Origin of the sequence: Micromonospora sp. NPDC005686, from assembly GCF_042871665.1 — a bacterium.
GTDB lineage: Bacteria > Actinomycetota > Actinomycetes > Mycobacteriales > Micromonosporaceae > Micromonospora.
On the sequence record NZ_JBIAIY010000007.1, the window covers coordinates 198,571 to 213,129 of the forward strand.

Below are 14,559 nucleotides of genomic sequence, written 5' to 3' on the forward strand. Positions count from 1 at the left end.
ACGGCGGCGGCACCGGCCGTGTGGACACGTCCACATCCCGGACCCGCCCCCGCCGGTCCGGGCGGGCGTTCGCGCGTTCCCTCCCGTATCGCCGGACAGACGCGTACGATCGCTCGTCGGGAGCAGGAGGGCGCGGGGTCACCGGCGCTCCGAGCCTAGTGGTGGGGTGCGCTCATGTCGCGACGTCTGGTCAGCCTGACCCTCGACACGCTGGAGGACCTGCCTCGATCCTGCCGGCAGTGCGTCTACTGGGAGCTGGATCCGGTCTCCGCCGAGCGGGCCTGCGCCGCGGGCGACCCGGGCCTGGAGAAGGAGGCGTGGGTCTCCCAGACGCTGCTGGAGTGGGGCTCCTGCGGCAAGCTCATCTACGTCGACGGCATGCCGGCCGGTTTCGTCATGTACGCCCCGCCCGCGTACGTCCCGCGCTCGATGGCGTTTCCCACCTCGCCGGTCTCGGCGGACGCGGCGCTGCTGATGACGGCGCACGTGGTGCCCGCCTTCGCCGACGGCGGCCTGGGCCGGATGCTGGTGCAGGGTGTGGCCCGCGACCTGACCAAGCGCGGCATCAAGGCGATCGAGGCGTTCGGCGACGCGAAGTTCGGCGACGACGCGGACGACCCGGCCCGAGCCTGCGTGGCGCCCGCCGACTTCTTCCTCTCGGTGGGCTTCAAGACGGTCCGGCCGCACCCGCGTTACCCCCGCCTGCGGCTGGAGTTGCGAACGGCGCTGAGCTGGAAGTCGGACGTCGAGTACGCGCTGGAGAAGCTGCTCGGCTCGATGAGCCCGGAGACGCTGCTGCGGCCGGTCCGCCCGGCGCCCGCCACCCGCTCCACCGGCTGAGCCGCGGGTCAGTCGACCACGTTGCCGGCGGCGACGATCGCCCGCAGTTCGCTCACGTCGATCGAGCCGGTCGGCACGTCCCGTTCGATCGGCAGGTACATGCGCTGCACGCCGGCCACGATGGCCTCGACCACCCGGTCCCGGAATCGCGGGTCGACGAGCCGCGCCCGGTCGTCAGGTGAGGTGAGGTAGCCGACCTCGACACGTACCGCGGGCATCCGGGTGAGCCGGAGCAGCTCCCACGCCTTGGCGTGGGTACGGCAGTCGCGCAGCCCGGTGCGGGCCACGATCTCCCGCTGCACGAGCCCGGCCAGGCGTTCGCCGGTCGCCGACGTGACGCCGTTGTCGGTGCCGTAGTGGTAGGTGGCCACCCCCTCGGCCTCCGGGTTGGCGTGCCCGTCGGTGTGCAGCGAGACGAACACGTCGGCGCCGAGGGAGTTGGCGAGCTCGGCCCGGTCCGCGTCCGGCAGGCAGTCGTCCGGCGACGGGCCCCGGGTGAGCTGCACGCGTACGCCCGCGGCGGCGAGCCGCCCTTCCAGCCGGCTGGCGAGGTCGTGGACGAGGTCCGCCTCGGTCCAGCGCAGCGTGCCGTCGGGCACCACCACGCCCGGATCGGTGCCCCCGTGCCCCGGGTCGATCACCACGGTCCGCCCGACGAGTTCCGGTCCGGCCTGCCGGATGGCGTCGGACTCGCGCAGCCACTGCGGGCGTCCGCCGACCACCTTCCGGCCGAGGCGGCGCAGCGCGTTGACGGTGTGCGGCCCGCACGAGCCGTCCGGTTTCAGCCCCATCTCCCGCTGGAACTGGGCCACCGCGCGGGAGGTTCGGATGCCGTAGATGGCGTCGGCGCGTCCCACGTCGTACCCCATCTCCAGCAGGCGTTCCTGGAGCGAGCGGACGTCCTCGCCGGTGATCGGCTCGGGTACGGCGTGGAAGAGCGCGCGGGCGCCGAACCGCCAGCGGGCCGCGTCCAGCGCCCGCCAGGTCTCGGCACCGACGCGCCCGTCGACGCTGAGGCCGCGGGACTGCTGGAACGCCCGGACCGCGCGTTCGGTCTCGGCGTCGTAGTCGTCGCCCCCGCTGTCGGCGGGAAGAAGCTCCAGGCCGACGAGCACGGTACGGATCTCGGCCACCGCCGGTCCCTGGTCACCGGGTCGGATCGGATGCACGACGACCCCCTATGCACGGACTTTGGCAGGACCGGAACTCCGACGGATGCTTACGGAGCGTACCGTGACCGGTACCCAGCGGGTTCGTGTTCATGCAGGTCAGGAAAGCGGGAACCCCCGTCACCCGGGCTGGGTGACGGGGGTTCCGGCGCTGTCGGTACGGCTCAGAGCGCCGACTCGATGAGCTTGAGCAACTCGCCCTTCGGCTTGGCGCCGGCGATCGACTGGACGGGCTGGCCGTTCTTGAAGATCGTCAGCGTCGGCACCGACATCACCCGGTAGGCGCGGGCCGTCTCCGGGTTCTCGTCGATGTTCAGCTTGACGATGGTGACCTGGTCCTTCATTTCGCCGGCGATCTCCTCCAGCAGCGGCGAGACCTTGCGGCACGGGCCGCACCACTCCGCCCAGAAGTCGACCAGGACCGGCTTGTCGGACTGCAGCACGTCGCTGACGAAACTCGCGTCAGTGACCGCCTTGGTTGCTCCCACTATGAACTCTCCTCCTCCGAACCTTGCTCGTCGAACTCTCAGCCCTGGATGGTGGCGATGAAGCGCTCGGCGTCCAGCGCGGCGGCGCAGCCGGTGCCGGCCGCCGTGATGGCCTGCCGGTAGGTGTGGTCGACCACGTCACCCGCCGCGAACACGCCGGGCACGCTGGTACGGGTGCTCGGTGCCTCGACCTTCACGTACCCCTCGTCGTCGAGCTCCACCTGACCGCGGAACAGCTCGCTGCGGGGGTCGTGACCGATCGCCACGAAGACGCCCGTGACGTCGAGCACCTTGCTCTCGCCGGTGTGCACGTTGCGCACCCGTACGCCGTTGACCTTGCCGTCGTCGCCGAGGATCTCCTCGACCACGGAGTTCCACTCGACCTTGATCTTCTCGTTGCCCAGCGCCCGATCGGCCATGATCTTGCTGGCGCGGAACGAGTCGCGGCGGTGGATGATGGTCACCGACTCGGCGAACCGGGTGAGGAAGCTGGCCTCCTCCATCGCCGAGTCGCCGCCGCCGACCACCACGATGTGCTGGTTGCGGAAGAAGAAGCCGTCACAGGTGGCGCAGGACGACACGCCGTGGCCCAGGTATTCCTGCTCGCCCGGCACGCCCAGCGGACGCCAGGCCGAGCCGGTGGAGAGGATCACGGCGCGGGCGCGGTACGCGGTCTCGCCCACCCACACGGTGCTCACCGTGTCGGAGCCGATCTCGCCGGTGTCCTTCAGCTCGACGCGGGTCACGTCGTCGGTGAGGAACTCGGCGCCGAAACGCTCGGCCTGCTTGCGCATGTTGTCCATCAGCTCGGGGCCGAGGATGCCGTCCGCGAAACCGGGGAAGTTCTCCACCTCGGTGGTGGTCATCAGCGCGCCACCCGACTGCACGCCCTCGATCACCAGCGGCTTCAGGTTGGCGCGGGCGGCGTAGACCGCCGCCGTGTAGCCGGCCGGACCGGAGCCGATGATGATCAGGTTGCGGACCTCGTCCACTGCCGTCTCCCGATGTGTGTGTTCGTCACCGGCCGCACCGATGTCGATCCCGAGTGCCGACGGCTCAGCGGCGCCGGCGCCTGACTTGCAGAACGTCATCGTACGAAGCGGGGATTCCCGAGCCGGTCATCCGGTGGGTCAGGTCACGTGGCGGGACATGCGTGATGACCGCGTTTTCACCCTACCCGCGTACGGAAGCGCGTGTCCGCGCCGGACCCGGGTACGCCGCACTCCGGCCCGCTCGCCCAGCCCCAGCGGGCGCCGGTCGAGTCCGCGAACGTCACCACGAGCGCCGGAGCGCCCTGGAACCGGGCGTAGTCGACCATGTTCACGGTGAGCGGCCCGGCGGCGTGCTCGGCACCGATCGCGGTGAGGCACGCGGCGAGCGTCTCCGGCCGGGTCAGCCGGTCCAGCCCGCCGAGGGCGCCGACGCGGTACTTCTCGGTGTACAGGGGCGTCTCCGCGCCGTCCTTCGCCGCGCCGGACGGCCCGGCCATGTCCGCCGGCATCGACTTCGCTAGGGCGGGCATCCGGTCGACGGCGAGGCGTTCCGGTGTCCAGTCGGTGTCGCTGCGCAGGGCCGGTCCGGTGGTCCGGTACGGCGCGGCGGCCATCGGCGCCGCCTCCCGGGCTGCCTGGTCGGCCGTACCGCCGTCGCCCGGGTCCGCCAGCCGGCCGACACCGAGCCCCACCGCGGCGACCGACGCCGCGGCCAGGGCCACCGGCCCGGCGATGCGGGCCCAGCGCCGAGGGCGACGGCCGGGGCCGCCGGGCCGGTCGGTACGGGATGCCGTGCCGGGTGGCCGGCTCGGGCCGCCGGACTGCGCCGGCACGAGCGGCGTACCGTCGCGCAGCGCCGGGCCTGCCCCGGCGAGCGCCGCCGTGATCCGGTCGGCCACCGCCTGTGGCATCTCCGGCGGGGAGGACGCGGCCCAGCCGGCCAGGTCGGCGCCGACCAGCTCGACCGCGTCGGCGAGATTCTCGTACGCGGCACGCCAGGCCGGGTCCTGCTCGACCAGCCGCGCCACGGTGGCCTGCTCGGGGGTGCCGTCCAGCGCACCGCCGAGGTAGTCGGCGAGCAGGTCGTGGTCGACCTCGCTGAACTCCCGGGAAGTCACGGCTCCTCCTGGCTGACGGCCTGACGGGACGCTCCCGACGAGGATCCGACGCCCTCGGGACGCCGACGGTTCCCGGGAGTGAGCGGCGGCACGTCGCCGGCCGGGGCGTCGGTGCCGGTCCGCAGGTGTCCGAGCAGCACGGCGAGACGTGCCCGGCCCCTGGCGCACCGGCTCTTGACCGTTCCCTCGGCGACGCCGAGCACGGCGGCGGCCTCGGCCACCGGGTAGCCCTGCACGTCGACCAGGACCAACGCGGCCCGCTGTTCCGCGGGCAGTGCGGCGAGCGCCTGCCGGACCACGAGCGCGGTGTCGTGGTCGCGGGCCGGCGCGGCCGGTTCCGGACCGCCGGTGTGCCGGCCCGGCTCGCCGTCGGTGTGCACCCCGTCGGGCAGTGGGACGGTGGCGTGTGTCTGCCGGCGCCGGATCCGGTCCAGGCAGGCGTTCACCACGATGCGGTGCATCCAGGTGGTGACCGCCGAGTCGCCCCGGAACCGGGCCGCCGCGCGGTGCGCCGACAGCATGGCGTCCTGGAGGGCGTCGGCGGCCTCCTCCCGGTCGCCGATCGTCCGCAGCGCGACCGCCCAGAGCCGGTCCCGGTGCCGCTGGAACAGTTCGGTGAAGGCGTCCCGGTCGCCGGCCACGTGCGCCCGCAGGAGTTCCAGGTCGGTGCGGCCGGGCCGCAGGCCGTCGCGTTCCGCCATCACCACATCCGGTGGAGGTGGCGCGGCGGGGACGGCGGCCGGGTCACGAGCCCTGGACCACGATCTCCTGGACGCCGAGCTTCCAGTTGCCGCTGTCCTTCGCCGGCAGCTTGGTGATCCAGAACAGCAGGTACTGGTACTTCTGGTCCGGCTCGAAGGCGTTGAAGATCATCTTGGTGCCGCCGTCCTCGTTCGGCGGACCGATCAGCGTCGAGTAGGCGTTGACGAGCTGCTTGTCGCCGGAGGAGCTGGACGGGAAGTCGCCGCGGGTGCCGGCGCGCAGTTCGACCGTGGCGCCGGTGGCCGAGAGCGTGGCCTCCAACTGCTTGACCGAGTGTGGGGCGCCCAGGTCGATCCAGACACCCATGCCCTTCTTGAGCCCGCCGAACTTGGCGTTCGTCCGGTAGGTGTTTGTCTCCCAGCCCTCGTCGTCGTTACCGTCGATCACCTTCTCGGCGTTGCGCACCTCGGCGCGGTCGCCGTCCGGATCGATGATCCGTACGTCGTCGATGGTGAGCTTGCGGACCTGCGCGGCGGGCTCGGCCCCGCCGGTGGCCGGCGCGCTGTTCGACGGCTGGGCGACCGGCTCCTTGTCGCCGTCGTCGCCACCACCGAGCGCGTTGATGCCGATGAGCAGCCCGACCAGGGCCACCGCCAGCAGACCGGCGATGCCGATGGCGACCTTGCGACCGCCGGCCGCGGCCAGCGGGGAAGGCTCCTCGCCGGGCTCGGCGGTGAAGCGCAGCGGGCCGGCCTGCTCCAGGAACTGCTCGTCGGCCGGGATGTCGAGCCGGCTCAGCTCGGCGGCCAGCACGTCCGACGACGGCGGGGCGATCTCCGGGTCGAGCAGGTCCATGGTCAGGTCGTCGAGGTAGGCCGGCACTCCGGCGCGCATCTGCCGGGGCGCGGCGATGGCGCCACCGGCGTCCCGGACGGCGTCCGGCAGGGCGGCGCGGCCGTGCCCGGCGGTGGCGCCGTGCAGCGGGGCCTCACCGTGCGGCCAGTGCCCGGTCAGGGCGAAGTAGAGCACCCCGCCGACCGCGCGCAGGTCGTTCTCCTGGCTGTCCGCACCGTCGGTACGGGCGTCGGCGAGCACCACCCGGCCCTCGTCGCTGATCATCACGGTGCCGGGGTGCAGGTTGCCGTGCACCATGCCGGTGGCGTGCACGGCGGCGAGGGCGCTGGCGACGGCGTTGCCGATCGCGGTGGCCCGCGCCGGATCAAGCGGCCCGTCGGCGGCGACCAGCTCGCGCAGCGACTGCCCGTCGACCCACTCGCGGACCACGTAGGCCCGGTCGTCCTCGTCGATCGCGTCGTAGACGCCGACCAGGTTGGGGTGGATGACGCGGCTCGCGGCGACCGCGGCCTGAAGCATCTCGGTGGCGGAGTCGCCACCCGGGTAGCGGAGGACCACGGCGACCGGACGGCGCAGCACCACGTCGACACCACGCCAGACCAGCCGGCCCGCGCTGTCGTTGTTGACGTGCTCGACCAGCTCGTACCGCTCGGCGAGCAGCTCACCGACCGTGGGAGCACCGAGGGTCACGTTCGCAGGAGTGGTCTCCTCCGCTTCCTGACCCTCGCCGACCTGGGTCACCCGTCCTCCCTCGGTGATCGCGTCGATCGATGGACCCGTGCTGCTGGGCATGTGGCTTCCCGCTCTGCCTTCGGTGGAACGGCCGACGGTCTCGACACCCGCGTCGATCCCGGTCGTACCCGTCGAGAGCGACCTTACCCGGGATGCCCGGTTCTCCGACATGTCATCTTCCCGCTGTGACCGGCCGGAAGGCCAGTCGCCACTGGCCCCGGCCGGGTCACCCGCCCACCCGGCGGGCGAGCCGGACACGCACCGCCAATCTAGAGGTTGACGGCAACGAGGTGGCACAGGGGCGTACCGGTGCGGCGGTGGAGTGGTTTCCCCCGCCCCGGCCTGCGCTCCCTCGTCCGTACGGTTGGTTGTCCACAGGCCGAGAGGCCCAGTGGACGGGGGAATTCCGAGTTATCCACAGCCGTATCCCCAGGCTGGTGATCCTCGTTCACCGTCGGTCACCGATGGCGTCAACGCCCGAGGCGTCGCCGGACCATCCCGACCACCTCGGTGATCTCGCCGATCCGCAGCACCATGGCGAGTCCGAGGTAGGTCGCGCCGATCGCCGCGCCGCCGATCACCAACTGGGCCGCGGCGGCGAGCCAGCTCAGGTTCTCCGGGTCGCCGGGGAGCACCGCCACCACGAGCAGGCCGACGACCGCCGCGCCGAGGGCTGCCACTACCACCCGGCCGAGCGTCCGCACGATCCCGCCCAGCCCGATCCGGCCCACCCGGGGCCGCAGCAGCATCGCCGAGATGATCGCCGCCGCCAGGTACGACACGGCGTTGCCGAGCATCATCCCGGCCGCGGCGAACGTGTTCGAGAAGAGCAGGAACAGACCCACCTGGAGCAGGACGCGCAGGATCACCACCGGGATGTTGACCAGAGCCGGGGTACGGGTGTCCGGCAGCGCGTAGAACGCGAAGGTGAAGAGCTGGCTGACCGCGAACGGCACCAGACCGAGCGCCGCCACCAGCAGCACTGTCGAGGTGGCCACCGCGTTGTCGCCGGTGAACGCGCCGTACCGGAAGACCACCACCGAGATCGGGGCGGCCAGCACCGCGTAGCAGACCGCGATGGGTGCGAGCACCGCGCTGACCATCCGGGTGCCGCGGGACAGGTCGGCGGTGACGTCGCCGAACCGGTTCTCGGCGGCGGCAGCGCTCATCCGGGGCATCAGCGCGGTGATGATCGAGACCGCGATGATGCCGTGCGCCATCATCAGCAACAGGAAGACGTTGTTGTAGATCAGCAGGCCGGCGTTGTCGCCGCCGGCCGCTCGGGTGAGCAGGTTGACCACCACGAAGAGGCCGAGCTGGTTGACCCCGACGTAGCAGAACATCCAGCCGCCGAGCCGGGCCAGCTCGCTCAGGCCGAGGGCGCGGAAGTCGAACCGCCACTTCCACCGGAAGCCGACCTTGCGCAGCGCGGGCAGCAGGCCGGCGGTCTGGACCGCGACGCCGAGCAGCGTGCCGCCGCCGATGAGCAGGATCCGGTCCCAGCCCATCTCGTCGGGCTCGATGATCTTGGCGCCGAAGACCGCGATGTAGAGCCCGCAGACGCCGATCACCACGAGGTTGTTCAGGATCGGCGCCCACATCGGGGCGGCGAAGTGCCCGCGCGTGTTCAGCACCGCGGCGATGAGCGCGCTCACGCCGGTGAAGAACAGCATCGGCAGCATCAGGTACGACAGGCCGGTGACGAGGTTCCGATAGTTCTCGTCCTTGCCGCCCGCGTAGATGGCGGTCAGCACCGGCGCGCCGATCATCGCGATCAGCGCGACGGCGGCGAGGGCCAGCACGGCCAGCGTGAGCAGCCGCTGGGAGTACGCCTCGCCCCGGTCCGGGTCCGACTTGCGCCGCCGGACCAGAACCGGGATCAGCACGCTGGTGAGCACGCCGCCGAGCAGGAACTCGTAGACCTGGTTCGGCAGGAAGATGGCTGTGGTGAAGGCGTCGCCGACCAGCGCGCCGCCCAGCGCCGCGCCGATCATCAGGTTGCGGATGAAGCCGGTACCCCGGCTGACCAGGCTGCCGATCGCCATCACCGCGCTGTTCGCCGCGGCGCTGGTCTCGGCGACCACCTCCTGTGGGGGCGCGACGGCCTCGGCGCCGGGCTGGTTCAGCGGATCGGCCGAGATGAAGGTGGCGCCGTCGTCCGGCGGCAGGCCGCCGCCGTGCGCGTTCGCGCTGCGGTAGAGCCCGCCGCTCATCTGCCAGCCTCCAGGGGGTACGTGGCAACCGGGCCCGGCCGGCCCCGCCCAACCGGAACCTTAGTCAACCCGAGCCCGTTACCCGCGCCCGGCGCGGTCGATCCGCCCCCGGCCCGATAGGCTGGCGATCCCATGTCCGAAGCCTCCGCCTCCCACGCCGCCGACCGCCGCGAGCTGACCGCCGCGCAGCGCAACGCCGTCGCCGAACTGCTCCGAGTCTCACCGGTCGCCGACGAGCTGGGCCGGCGCTTCGCCCAGGCCGGTCACGAACTGCACCTGGTGGGCGGATCCGTCCGCGACGCGCTGCTCGGCCGGCTCGGCAACGACCTCGACTTCTGCACCGACGCCCACCCGGACGAGACGATCAAGGTCATCCGCGGCTGGGCGGAGTCGATCTGGGAGACCGGCCGCGAGTTCGGCACCATCGCCTGCCAGCGCGACGGCCTCAACCTGGAGATCACCACGTTCCGGGCGGAGGTCTACGACCAGGTCAGCCGCAACCCGGTGGTGCAGTACGGCACCAGCCTCACCGAAGACCTCAAGCGCCGCGACTTCACCGTCAACGCGATGGCGGTCAGCCTTCCCGACCACCGGTTCACCGACCCGTACGGCGGGCTGGCCGACCTGGCTGCCAAGATCATTCGTACCCCCGGTACGCCCCAGGAGTCGTTCCGCGACGACCCCCTGCGGATGCTGCGCGCGGCCCGGTTCGTCGCCCAGCTCCGCTTCGCCGTCGACCCGGACGTCCGCGCGGCCATGACCGAGATGGTCGGCGACCTGGACCGGATCACCGCCGAGCGGATCAGGGACGAGTTCACCAAGCTGCTCTGCGGCGCCGACCCGATCACCGGGCTGCGCCTGCTCGTCGACACCGGGCTGGCCGAGCGCTTCCTGCCCGAGCTGACCGGCCTGAAGCTCACCATCGACGAGCACGCGCAGCACAAGGACGTCTACGAGCACACGCTCACAGTGGTCAGCAACGCCGTGTCGCTGGAGTCCGACGGCTGCGACTTCGTGCTGCGGATGGCCGCGCTGATGCACGACGTCGGCAAGCCGGCCACCAAGGCGGTCGGCGCGGACGGCCGGGTCAGCTTCCACCACCACGAGGTGGTCGGCGCCCGCCTGACCAAGAGCCGCATGAAGGCGATGCGCTACTCCAAGGAGATCACCTCCCAGGTGGTCAAGCTGGTCGGGCTGCACCTGCGCTTCTACGGGTACGGCCGGGGCGAGTGGACCGACTCGGCGGTGCGCCGGTACGTCACCGACGCCGGTGACCTGCTGCCGCGGCTGCACAAGCTGACCCGGTCCGATTGCACCACCCGCAACCGGCGCAAGGCCGCCCAGCTCGCCGCCGACTACGACGCGCTGGAGGAGCGGATCGCCCGGCTCGCCGCCGAGGAGGACCTGGCCCGGGTCCGGCCCGACCTGGACGGCAACGCGATCATGGAGCTGCTCGGCGTACCGCCTGGGCCGGTGGTCGGCCGCGCCTGGCAGCACCTCAAGGAGCTGCGTCTGGAGCGCGGCCCGCTGGACCGCGACGAGGCCGAGGCGGAGCTGCTGCGCTGGGCGCGCGACGAGGGCATCACCGGTTGAACCACAGTACGACGCCCGCCGGCTCCCGAGGGGAACCGGCGGGCGTCGCCGTCGTCACTGGGTGACGGTGCTGCCGTCCACCGTGTTCTTGCCGTTGGGCTGCGCGTTGCTGCCCAGCCGTGCCAGCAGCCCGGCCAGGTCGATGCCGGTCAGGTCGGTGCCGAGCTGGAGGCCCTGGGCGACGTTGCCGGCCACGGACTTGGTCAGCGACGACGCGCCGTCGGTGGAGATCACTGTCATCTTGTCGATCGCGCCGATCGGGGCGCTCGCCGCGCCGACCACCTCGGGCAGCACCTTGACCAGCAGGTCCAGCACCGCCGCCTCGCCGTACGCGGCGAACGCCTCGGCCTTGCGGGCCATCGCGTCGGCCTCGGCCTGACCCTTTGCGAGGATGGCCGCCGCCTCGGCCTGGCCCTCCCGCTCGACCGCCTCGGCGATGGCGGAACGACGACGCTGCTCGGCCTCGCCCTCCTTGGCGCCCTCGATCGCGTTCGCCTCGGCCAGCGCGGCGCGGCGGGCCCGCTCGCCCTCACCGGTGAGGCGCGCCTGCTCGGCGGAGGCCTGCGCGGCGGCGATGGTGGCCTGCCGCTGCGCGTCGGCGTTGAGCACCGCCGCGTTGCGAGCCGCCTCGGCCTCCTGCTCGACCTTGTACCGGGCCGCGTCGGCCGGCTTGCGCACCTCGGTGTCGAGCTGGCGCTGCTTCAGCTCGGCGTTGCGCTCGGCCACCTTCTGCTGCTCGGAGAGGATGGCCTGGTCCCGCTCGGCCTGGGCGAGCGGGCCGGACGCCGCCGACCTGGCCTTCGCCGCGTCGATCTCGGCCTGGATGCCGGCCTGCTTGAGCGACAGGTTCCGGTTCGCCTCGGCGATCGCCTCCTCGGCGAGCAGCCGCTCCTGCTCGGCCTGCTGCCGGGCCCGCGCCTCGGCGATGGCCGCGTCCTTGAGCACCCGGGCGGCCTCCGGCCGGCCCAGGTCCTGCAGGTAGGACCCCTCGGCCAGGATGTCCTGGAGCTGGAACGTGTCCAGGACCAGGCCCTGGTTGGTCATCGAGTGCTCGGCCTCCTCGGCGACCGCACTGGCGAACGCCGCCCGGTCCCGGATGATCTCCTCGACGGTGAGCCGGCCGACGATGGAACGCAGCGCGCCGGCCAGCACCTCCCGGGTGAAGTTGTCGATCTCCTCCTGCTGGTTCAGGAAGCGCTGGGCGGCGGCCCGGATCGCGTTCTCGGTGCCGCCGACCTTGACGATGGCGACGCCGTGCAGTTCGGTCCGGATGCCCTGCTTGCTCACCGCGCCGCGGATGCTGACGTCGATCCGGCGGCTGGACAGGTCGAGCGACTGGAGCTTCTGCACCACCGGGAGCACGAAGACCGAGGCGCCGAGCACGACCTTCTGACCGGACATGTCGGTGGACCGGGCCCCGTCGGCGGTCTGGGTGGTCCGGCCCTTGCGGCCGGTGACGATGAACGCTTGGTTCGGCCCGGCCACCTTGATCCGGGAGAGCACGAACAGGACGAGGACGACGGCGAGGAGGACCGCGCCGCCGATGGCGACGAGCAGGGGCATGGGGGTTCCTGTCTGTGGTTTGGTGTCAGTAGGTCTCGACGTGCACGCTGGTCTCGCTCAGTGCTTCGACCACGAAGATCCGGGCGCCGACCGGGATCGGCCGGGCGGCGCGGGCGTTGAGCTTCACCGGCTGTCCGGCGAGGTGTACCCGGACCTCGCCGTAACCGTCGCCGGGGATCGGGGTGACCACCAGGCCGATCGCGCCGGCCAGGTGGTCGCGGGTAGGGGTGGCGTCGGTGCGCATGTTGCGGGCCGCGCGGCTCAGCCGGGCCGCCAGCCACGCGGTGGGCACGGCGGCCAGCGCGCCGCCGGCCGCCGCCGCCGCGATCATTCCGGGGGTACGGCCTCCGAGCAACTCGTTGACGATCGCGCCGCCGAAACCGAACGCCCCGGTGAACCCGGCGACCGCCTCCAGCGAGACCGGGCCGTCGACGTCCGGCTGGCCGAGGTGGAGTACTCCCGAGCCGAGCAGGGCGAGGGTCAGCACGCCGACCCCGATCCCGCCGATGATCAGGAAGATGAGCGTCCCGGTGGCCATGACCTGCACGGTATCGACTCCGCGCAACATCGACTTCGCTCAGCGGTCGTCCAGCCCGGCCTCAGAGAGCCGGTCGCCGAGAATGTCGGCGTACGCGCGACAATGGGCGGCATGCGCTGGACCGTGCTCGACTCGCCGATCGGGGAGTTCTCCGTCGGCACCGACGACGACGCGGTGCGCGGCGCGCACTTCGGCCGGGCGGCGGGGGCGGCCGACGAGCCCGGCGACGCGGTGGCCCGGCTGGCGGTGGCGGAGCTGCGGGCGTACTTCGCCGGTGAGCTGACCGAGTTCGGCATTCCCGTGTCGGCACCCCGGGGCTCGGAGTTCGAACGCGCCGTCTGGCGGGAGATGACCCGCATCCCGTACGGCGAGACGACCACCTACGGCGAGGTGGCGAAGGCGCTCGGCGACCCCGGAGCCGCCCGGGCGGTCGGGGTCGCCTGCAACCGCAACCCGGTGCCGGTGATCGTGCCGTGCCACCGGATCGTCGGCGCGGGCGGCAAGCTCGTCGGCTTCGGCGGGGGACTGCCGCGCAAGGTGACGCTGCTGGAGTTGGAGGCGTCCGTGGCGCTGCGGCGAGCCTGGTCCTGACGTACGCGAAGAGAAAGAAGGCCGGGTCCGACGGACCCGGCCTTCTTCGTGTGCTCGTGCGGCGCGTCAGCGCTCGATCTCGCCGGCGATGAACGCCTCGACGGCGGCGTGCGCGTCGTGGTCGGCGTACTGCTCCGGCGGGGACTTCATGAAGTACGAGGAGGCGGAGAGGATCGGGCCGCCGATCTTGCGGTCCAGCGCGATCTTCGCGGCCCGGACGGCGTCGATGATGACACCGGCCGAGTTCGGCGAGTCCCACACCTCGAGCTTCAGCTCCGCGTTGAGCGGGGTGTCGCCGAAGGAACGGCCCTCCAGGCGGATGTACGCCCACTTGCGGTCGTCCAGCCACGGCACGTGGTCGGACGGGCCGATGTGCACGTCGCTCTTGCTCATCTCGTGCGGGATCTGGGAGGTGACCGACTGGGTCTTCGAGATCTTCTTCGAGACCAGGCGGTTGCGCTCCAGCATGTTCATGAAGTCCATGTTGCCGCCGAAGTTGAGCTGGTACGTGCGCAGCAGCTCGACCCCGCGGTCCTCGAAGAGCTTCGCCAGGGCGCGGTGCACGATGGTGGCGCCGACCTGGCTCTTGATGTCGTCGCCGACGATCGGCAGGCCGGCGTCGGTGAACTTCTTCGCCCACTCCGGGTCGGAGGCGATGAACACCGGCAGGGCGTTCACGAACGCGCAGCCGGCGTCGATCGCGGCCTGGGCGTAGAACTTGTCGGCCTCCTCGGAACCCACCGGGAGGTAGGAGACGACCACGTCGACCTGGGCGTCGCGCAGCGCCTGCGCCACGTCGACCGGCTTGGCGTCCGACTCCTCGACGATCTCGCGGTAGTACTGGCCGAGACCGTCGAAGGTCGGGCCGCGCTGCACGGTGACGCCGGTCGGCGGCACGTCGCAGAGCTTGATCGTGTTGTTCTCGCTGGCGACGATCGCCTCCGCGAGGTCCATGCCCACCTTCTTGGCGTCCACGTCGAACGCCGCGACGAACTTCACGTCCGAGACGTGGTAGTCGCCGAAGGTGACGTGCATGAGACCCGGGACGCGGTCGTTCGGGTCGGCGTTCCGGTAGTACTCCACGCCCTGTACGAGGGACGAGGCGCAGTTACCCACACCGACGATGGCGACGCGGACGGAGCCCATAGCGTCTGCCTCCTTCTTC

Annotated in this window: 13 protein-coding genes; 3 read left to right on the forward strand and 10 right to left on the reverse strand. The window is 71.9% G+C overall.

The window, feature by feature from the left end; genetic code table 11:
* Nucleotides 1–174: 174 nt before the first annotated feature.
* Nucleotides 175–840, forward strand: coding sequence for a GNAT family N-acetyltransferase (locus ACFYON_RS18150; RefSeq protein WP_354866481.1), 666 nt, complete (start codon nucleotides 175–177; stop codon nucleotides 838–840).
* A gap of 8 nt (nucleotides 841–848) precedes the next feature.
* Here the strand turns inward: ACFYON_RS18150 and ACFYON_RS18155 are convergent, their stop codons facing one another.
* From ACFYON_RS18155 to murJ, 7 genes are all read right to left on the reverse strand, one after another.
* Nucleotides 849–2,009: an N-acetylmuramoyl-L-alanine amidase gene (locus ACFYON_RS18155; RefSeq protein WP_354866483.1), complete on the reverse strand. Its 1,161-nt coding sequence runs from the start codon at nucleotides 2,007–2,009 to the stop codon at nucleotides 849–851.
* A gap of 164 nt (nucleotides 2,010–2,173) precedes the next feature.
* Nucleotides 2,174–2,497 carry a thioredoxin gene (gene trxA / locus ACFYON_RS18160; protein WP_030499495.1) on the reverse strand — a complete coding sequence of 108 codons (324 nt, stop codon included), beginning with the start codon at nucleotides 2,495–2,497 and terminating at the stop codon, nucleotides 2,174–2,176.
* Between the two features lie 38 nt (nucleotides 2,498–2,535).
* Nucleotides 2,536–3,489: a thioredoxin-disulfide reductase gene (gene trxB / locus ACFYON_RS18165; protein WP_354866486.1), complete on the reverse strand. Its 954-nt coding sequence runs from the start codon at nucleotides 3,487–3,489 to the stop codon at nucleotides 2,536–2,538.
* Nucleotides 3,490–3,665: 176 nt separating this feature from the next.
* The gene (locus ACFYON_RS18170) at nucleotides 3,666–4,607 is read right to left on the reverse strand and encodes a hypothetical protein (RefSeq protein ID WP_387320947.1); all 942 of its coding nucleotides are present in this window, start codon (nucleotides 4,605–4,607) and stop codon (nucleotides 3,666–3,668) included.
* Nucleotides 4,604–5,308 (reverse strand): RNA polymerase sigma factor SigM, encoded by a 705-nt coding sequence (gene sigM, locus ACFYON_RS18175; RefSeq protein ID WP_355093993.1) that lies wholly within the window; start codon nucleotides 5,306–5,308, stop codon nucleotides 4,604–4,606. The genes ACFYON_RS18170 and sigM overlap by 4 nt, the downstream gene beginning before the upstream one ends.
* A gap of 43 nt (nucleotides 5,309–5,351) precedes the next feature.
* Nucleotides 5,352–6,956 (reverse strand): protein kinase family protein, encoded by a 1,605-nt coding sequence (locus ACFYON_RS18180; RefSeq protein WP_354866491.1) that lies wholly within the window; start codon nucleotides 6,954–6,956, stop codon nucleotides 5,352–5,354.
* 410 nt (nucleotides 6,957–7,366) lie between these two features.
* Nucleotides 7,367–9,109 (reverse strand): murein biosynthesis integral membrane protein MurJ, encoded by a 1,743-nt coding sequence (gene murJ, locus ACFYON_RS18185; protein WP_355093995.1) that lies wholly within the window; start codon nucleotides 9,107–9,109, stop codon nucleotides 7,367–7,369.
* 132 nt (nucleotides 9,110–9,241) lie between these two features.
* Between murJ and ACFYON_RS18190 the strand changes: the two genes are divergently transcribed.
* Nucleotides 9,242–10,702 (forward strand): CCA tRNA nucleotidyltransferase, encoded by a 1,461-nt coding sequence (locus ACFYON_RS18190; protein ID WP_354866495.1) that lies wholly within the window; start codon nucleotides 9,242–9,244, stop codon nucleotides 10,700–10,702.
* Nucleotides 10,703–10,756: 54 nt separating this feature from the next.
* Here the strand turns inward: ACFYON_RS18190 and ACFYON_RS18195 are convergent, their stop codons facing one another.
* Both ACFYON_RS18195 and ACFYON_RS18200 read right to left on the reverse strand, forming a co-directional pair.
* Complete coding sequence (locus ACFYON_RS18195) at nucleotides 10,757–12,265, reverse strand: SPFH domain-containing protein (protein WP_354866497.1); 1,509 nt, start codon at nucleotides 12,263–12,265, stop codon at nucleotides 10,757–10,759.
* Nucleotides 12,266–12,290: 25 nt separating this feature from the next.
* Entirely contained in the window at nucleotides 12,291–12,833 is a 543-nt protein-coding gene (locus ACFYON_RS18200) for a hypothetical protein (RefSeq protein ID WP_354866499.1), read from the reverse strand.
* An 81-nt stretch (nucleotides 12,834–12,914) separates the two neighbouring features.
* Here ACFYON_RS18200 and ACFYON_RS18205 point away from each other — a divergent pair, with 81 nt between their 5' ends.
* On the forward strand, nucleotides 12,915–13,394 hold the full coding sequence (locus ACFYON_RS18205) for a methylated-DNA--[protein]-cysteine S-methyltransferase (RefSeq protein WP_354866501.1): 480 nt from the start codon (nucleotides 12,915–12,917) through the stop codon (nucleotides 13,392–13,394).
* A 66-nt stretch (nucleotides 13,395–13,460) separates the two neighbouring features.
* Here the strand turns inward: ACFYON_RS18205 and ACFYON_RS18210 are convergent, their stop codons facing one another.
* Nucleotides 13,461–14,540 (reverse strand): inositol-3-phosphate synthase, encoded by a 1,080-nt coding sequence (locus tag ACFYON_RS18210; protein ID WP_013289364.1) that lies wholly within the window; start codon nucleotides 14,538–14,540, stop codon nucleotides 13,461–13,463.
* Nucleotides 14,541–14,559: the final 19 nt, after the last annotated feature.

Excerpts from the sequence above, each read along its gene's own strand:
- ACFYON_RS18150 (WP_354866481.1), top strand. The coding sequence starts at position 175 with ATGTCGCGACGTCTGGTCAGCCTGACCCTCGACACGCTGGAGGACCTG.
- sigM (WP_355093993.1), bottom strand. The coding sequence starts at position 5,308 with ATGGCGGAACGCGACGGCCTGCGGCCCGGCCGCACCGACCTGGAACTC.
- ACFYON_RS18180 (WP_354866491.1), bottom strand. The coding sequence starts at position 6,956 with ATGCCCAGCAGCACGGGTCCATCGATCGACGCGATCACCGAGGGAGGA.
- murJ (WP_355093995.1), bottom strand. The coding sequence starts at position 9,109 with ATGAGCGGCGGGCTCTACCGCAGCGCGAACGCGCACGGCGGCGGCCTG.
- ACFYON_RS18190 (WP_354866495.1), top strand. The coding sequence starts at position 9,242 with ATGTCCGAAGCCTCCGCCTCCCACGCCGCCGACCGCCGCGAGCTGACC.
- ACFYON_RS18195 (WP_354866497.1), bottom strand. The coding sequence starts at position 12,265 with ATGCCCCTGCTCGTCGCCATCGGCGGCGCGGTCCTCCTCGCCGTCGTC.
- ACFYON_RS18200 (WP_354866499.1), bottom strand. The coding sequence starts at position 12,833 with ATGTTGCGCGGAGTCGATACCGTGCAGGTCATGGCCACCGGGACGCTC.
- ACFYON_RS18205 (WP_354866501.1), top strand. The coding sequence starts at position 12,915 with ATGCGCTGGACCGTGCTCGACTCGCCGATCGGGGAGTTCTCCGTCGGC.
- ACFYON_RS18210 (WP_013289364.1), bottom strand. The coding sequence starts at position 14,540 with ATGGGCTCCGTCCGCGTCGCCATCGTCGGTGTGGGTAACTGCGCCTCG.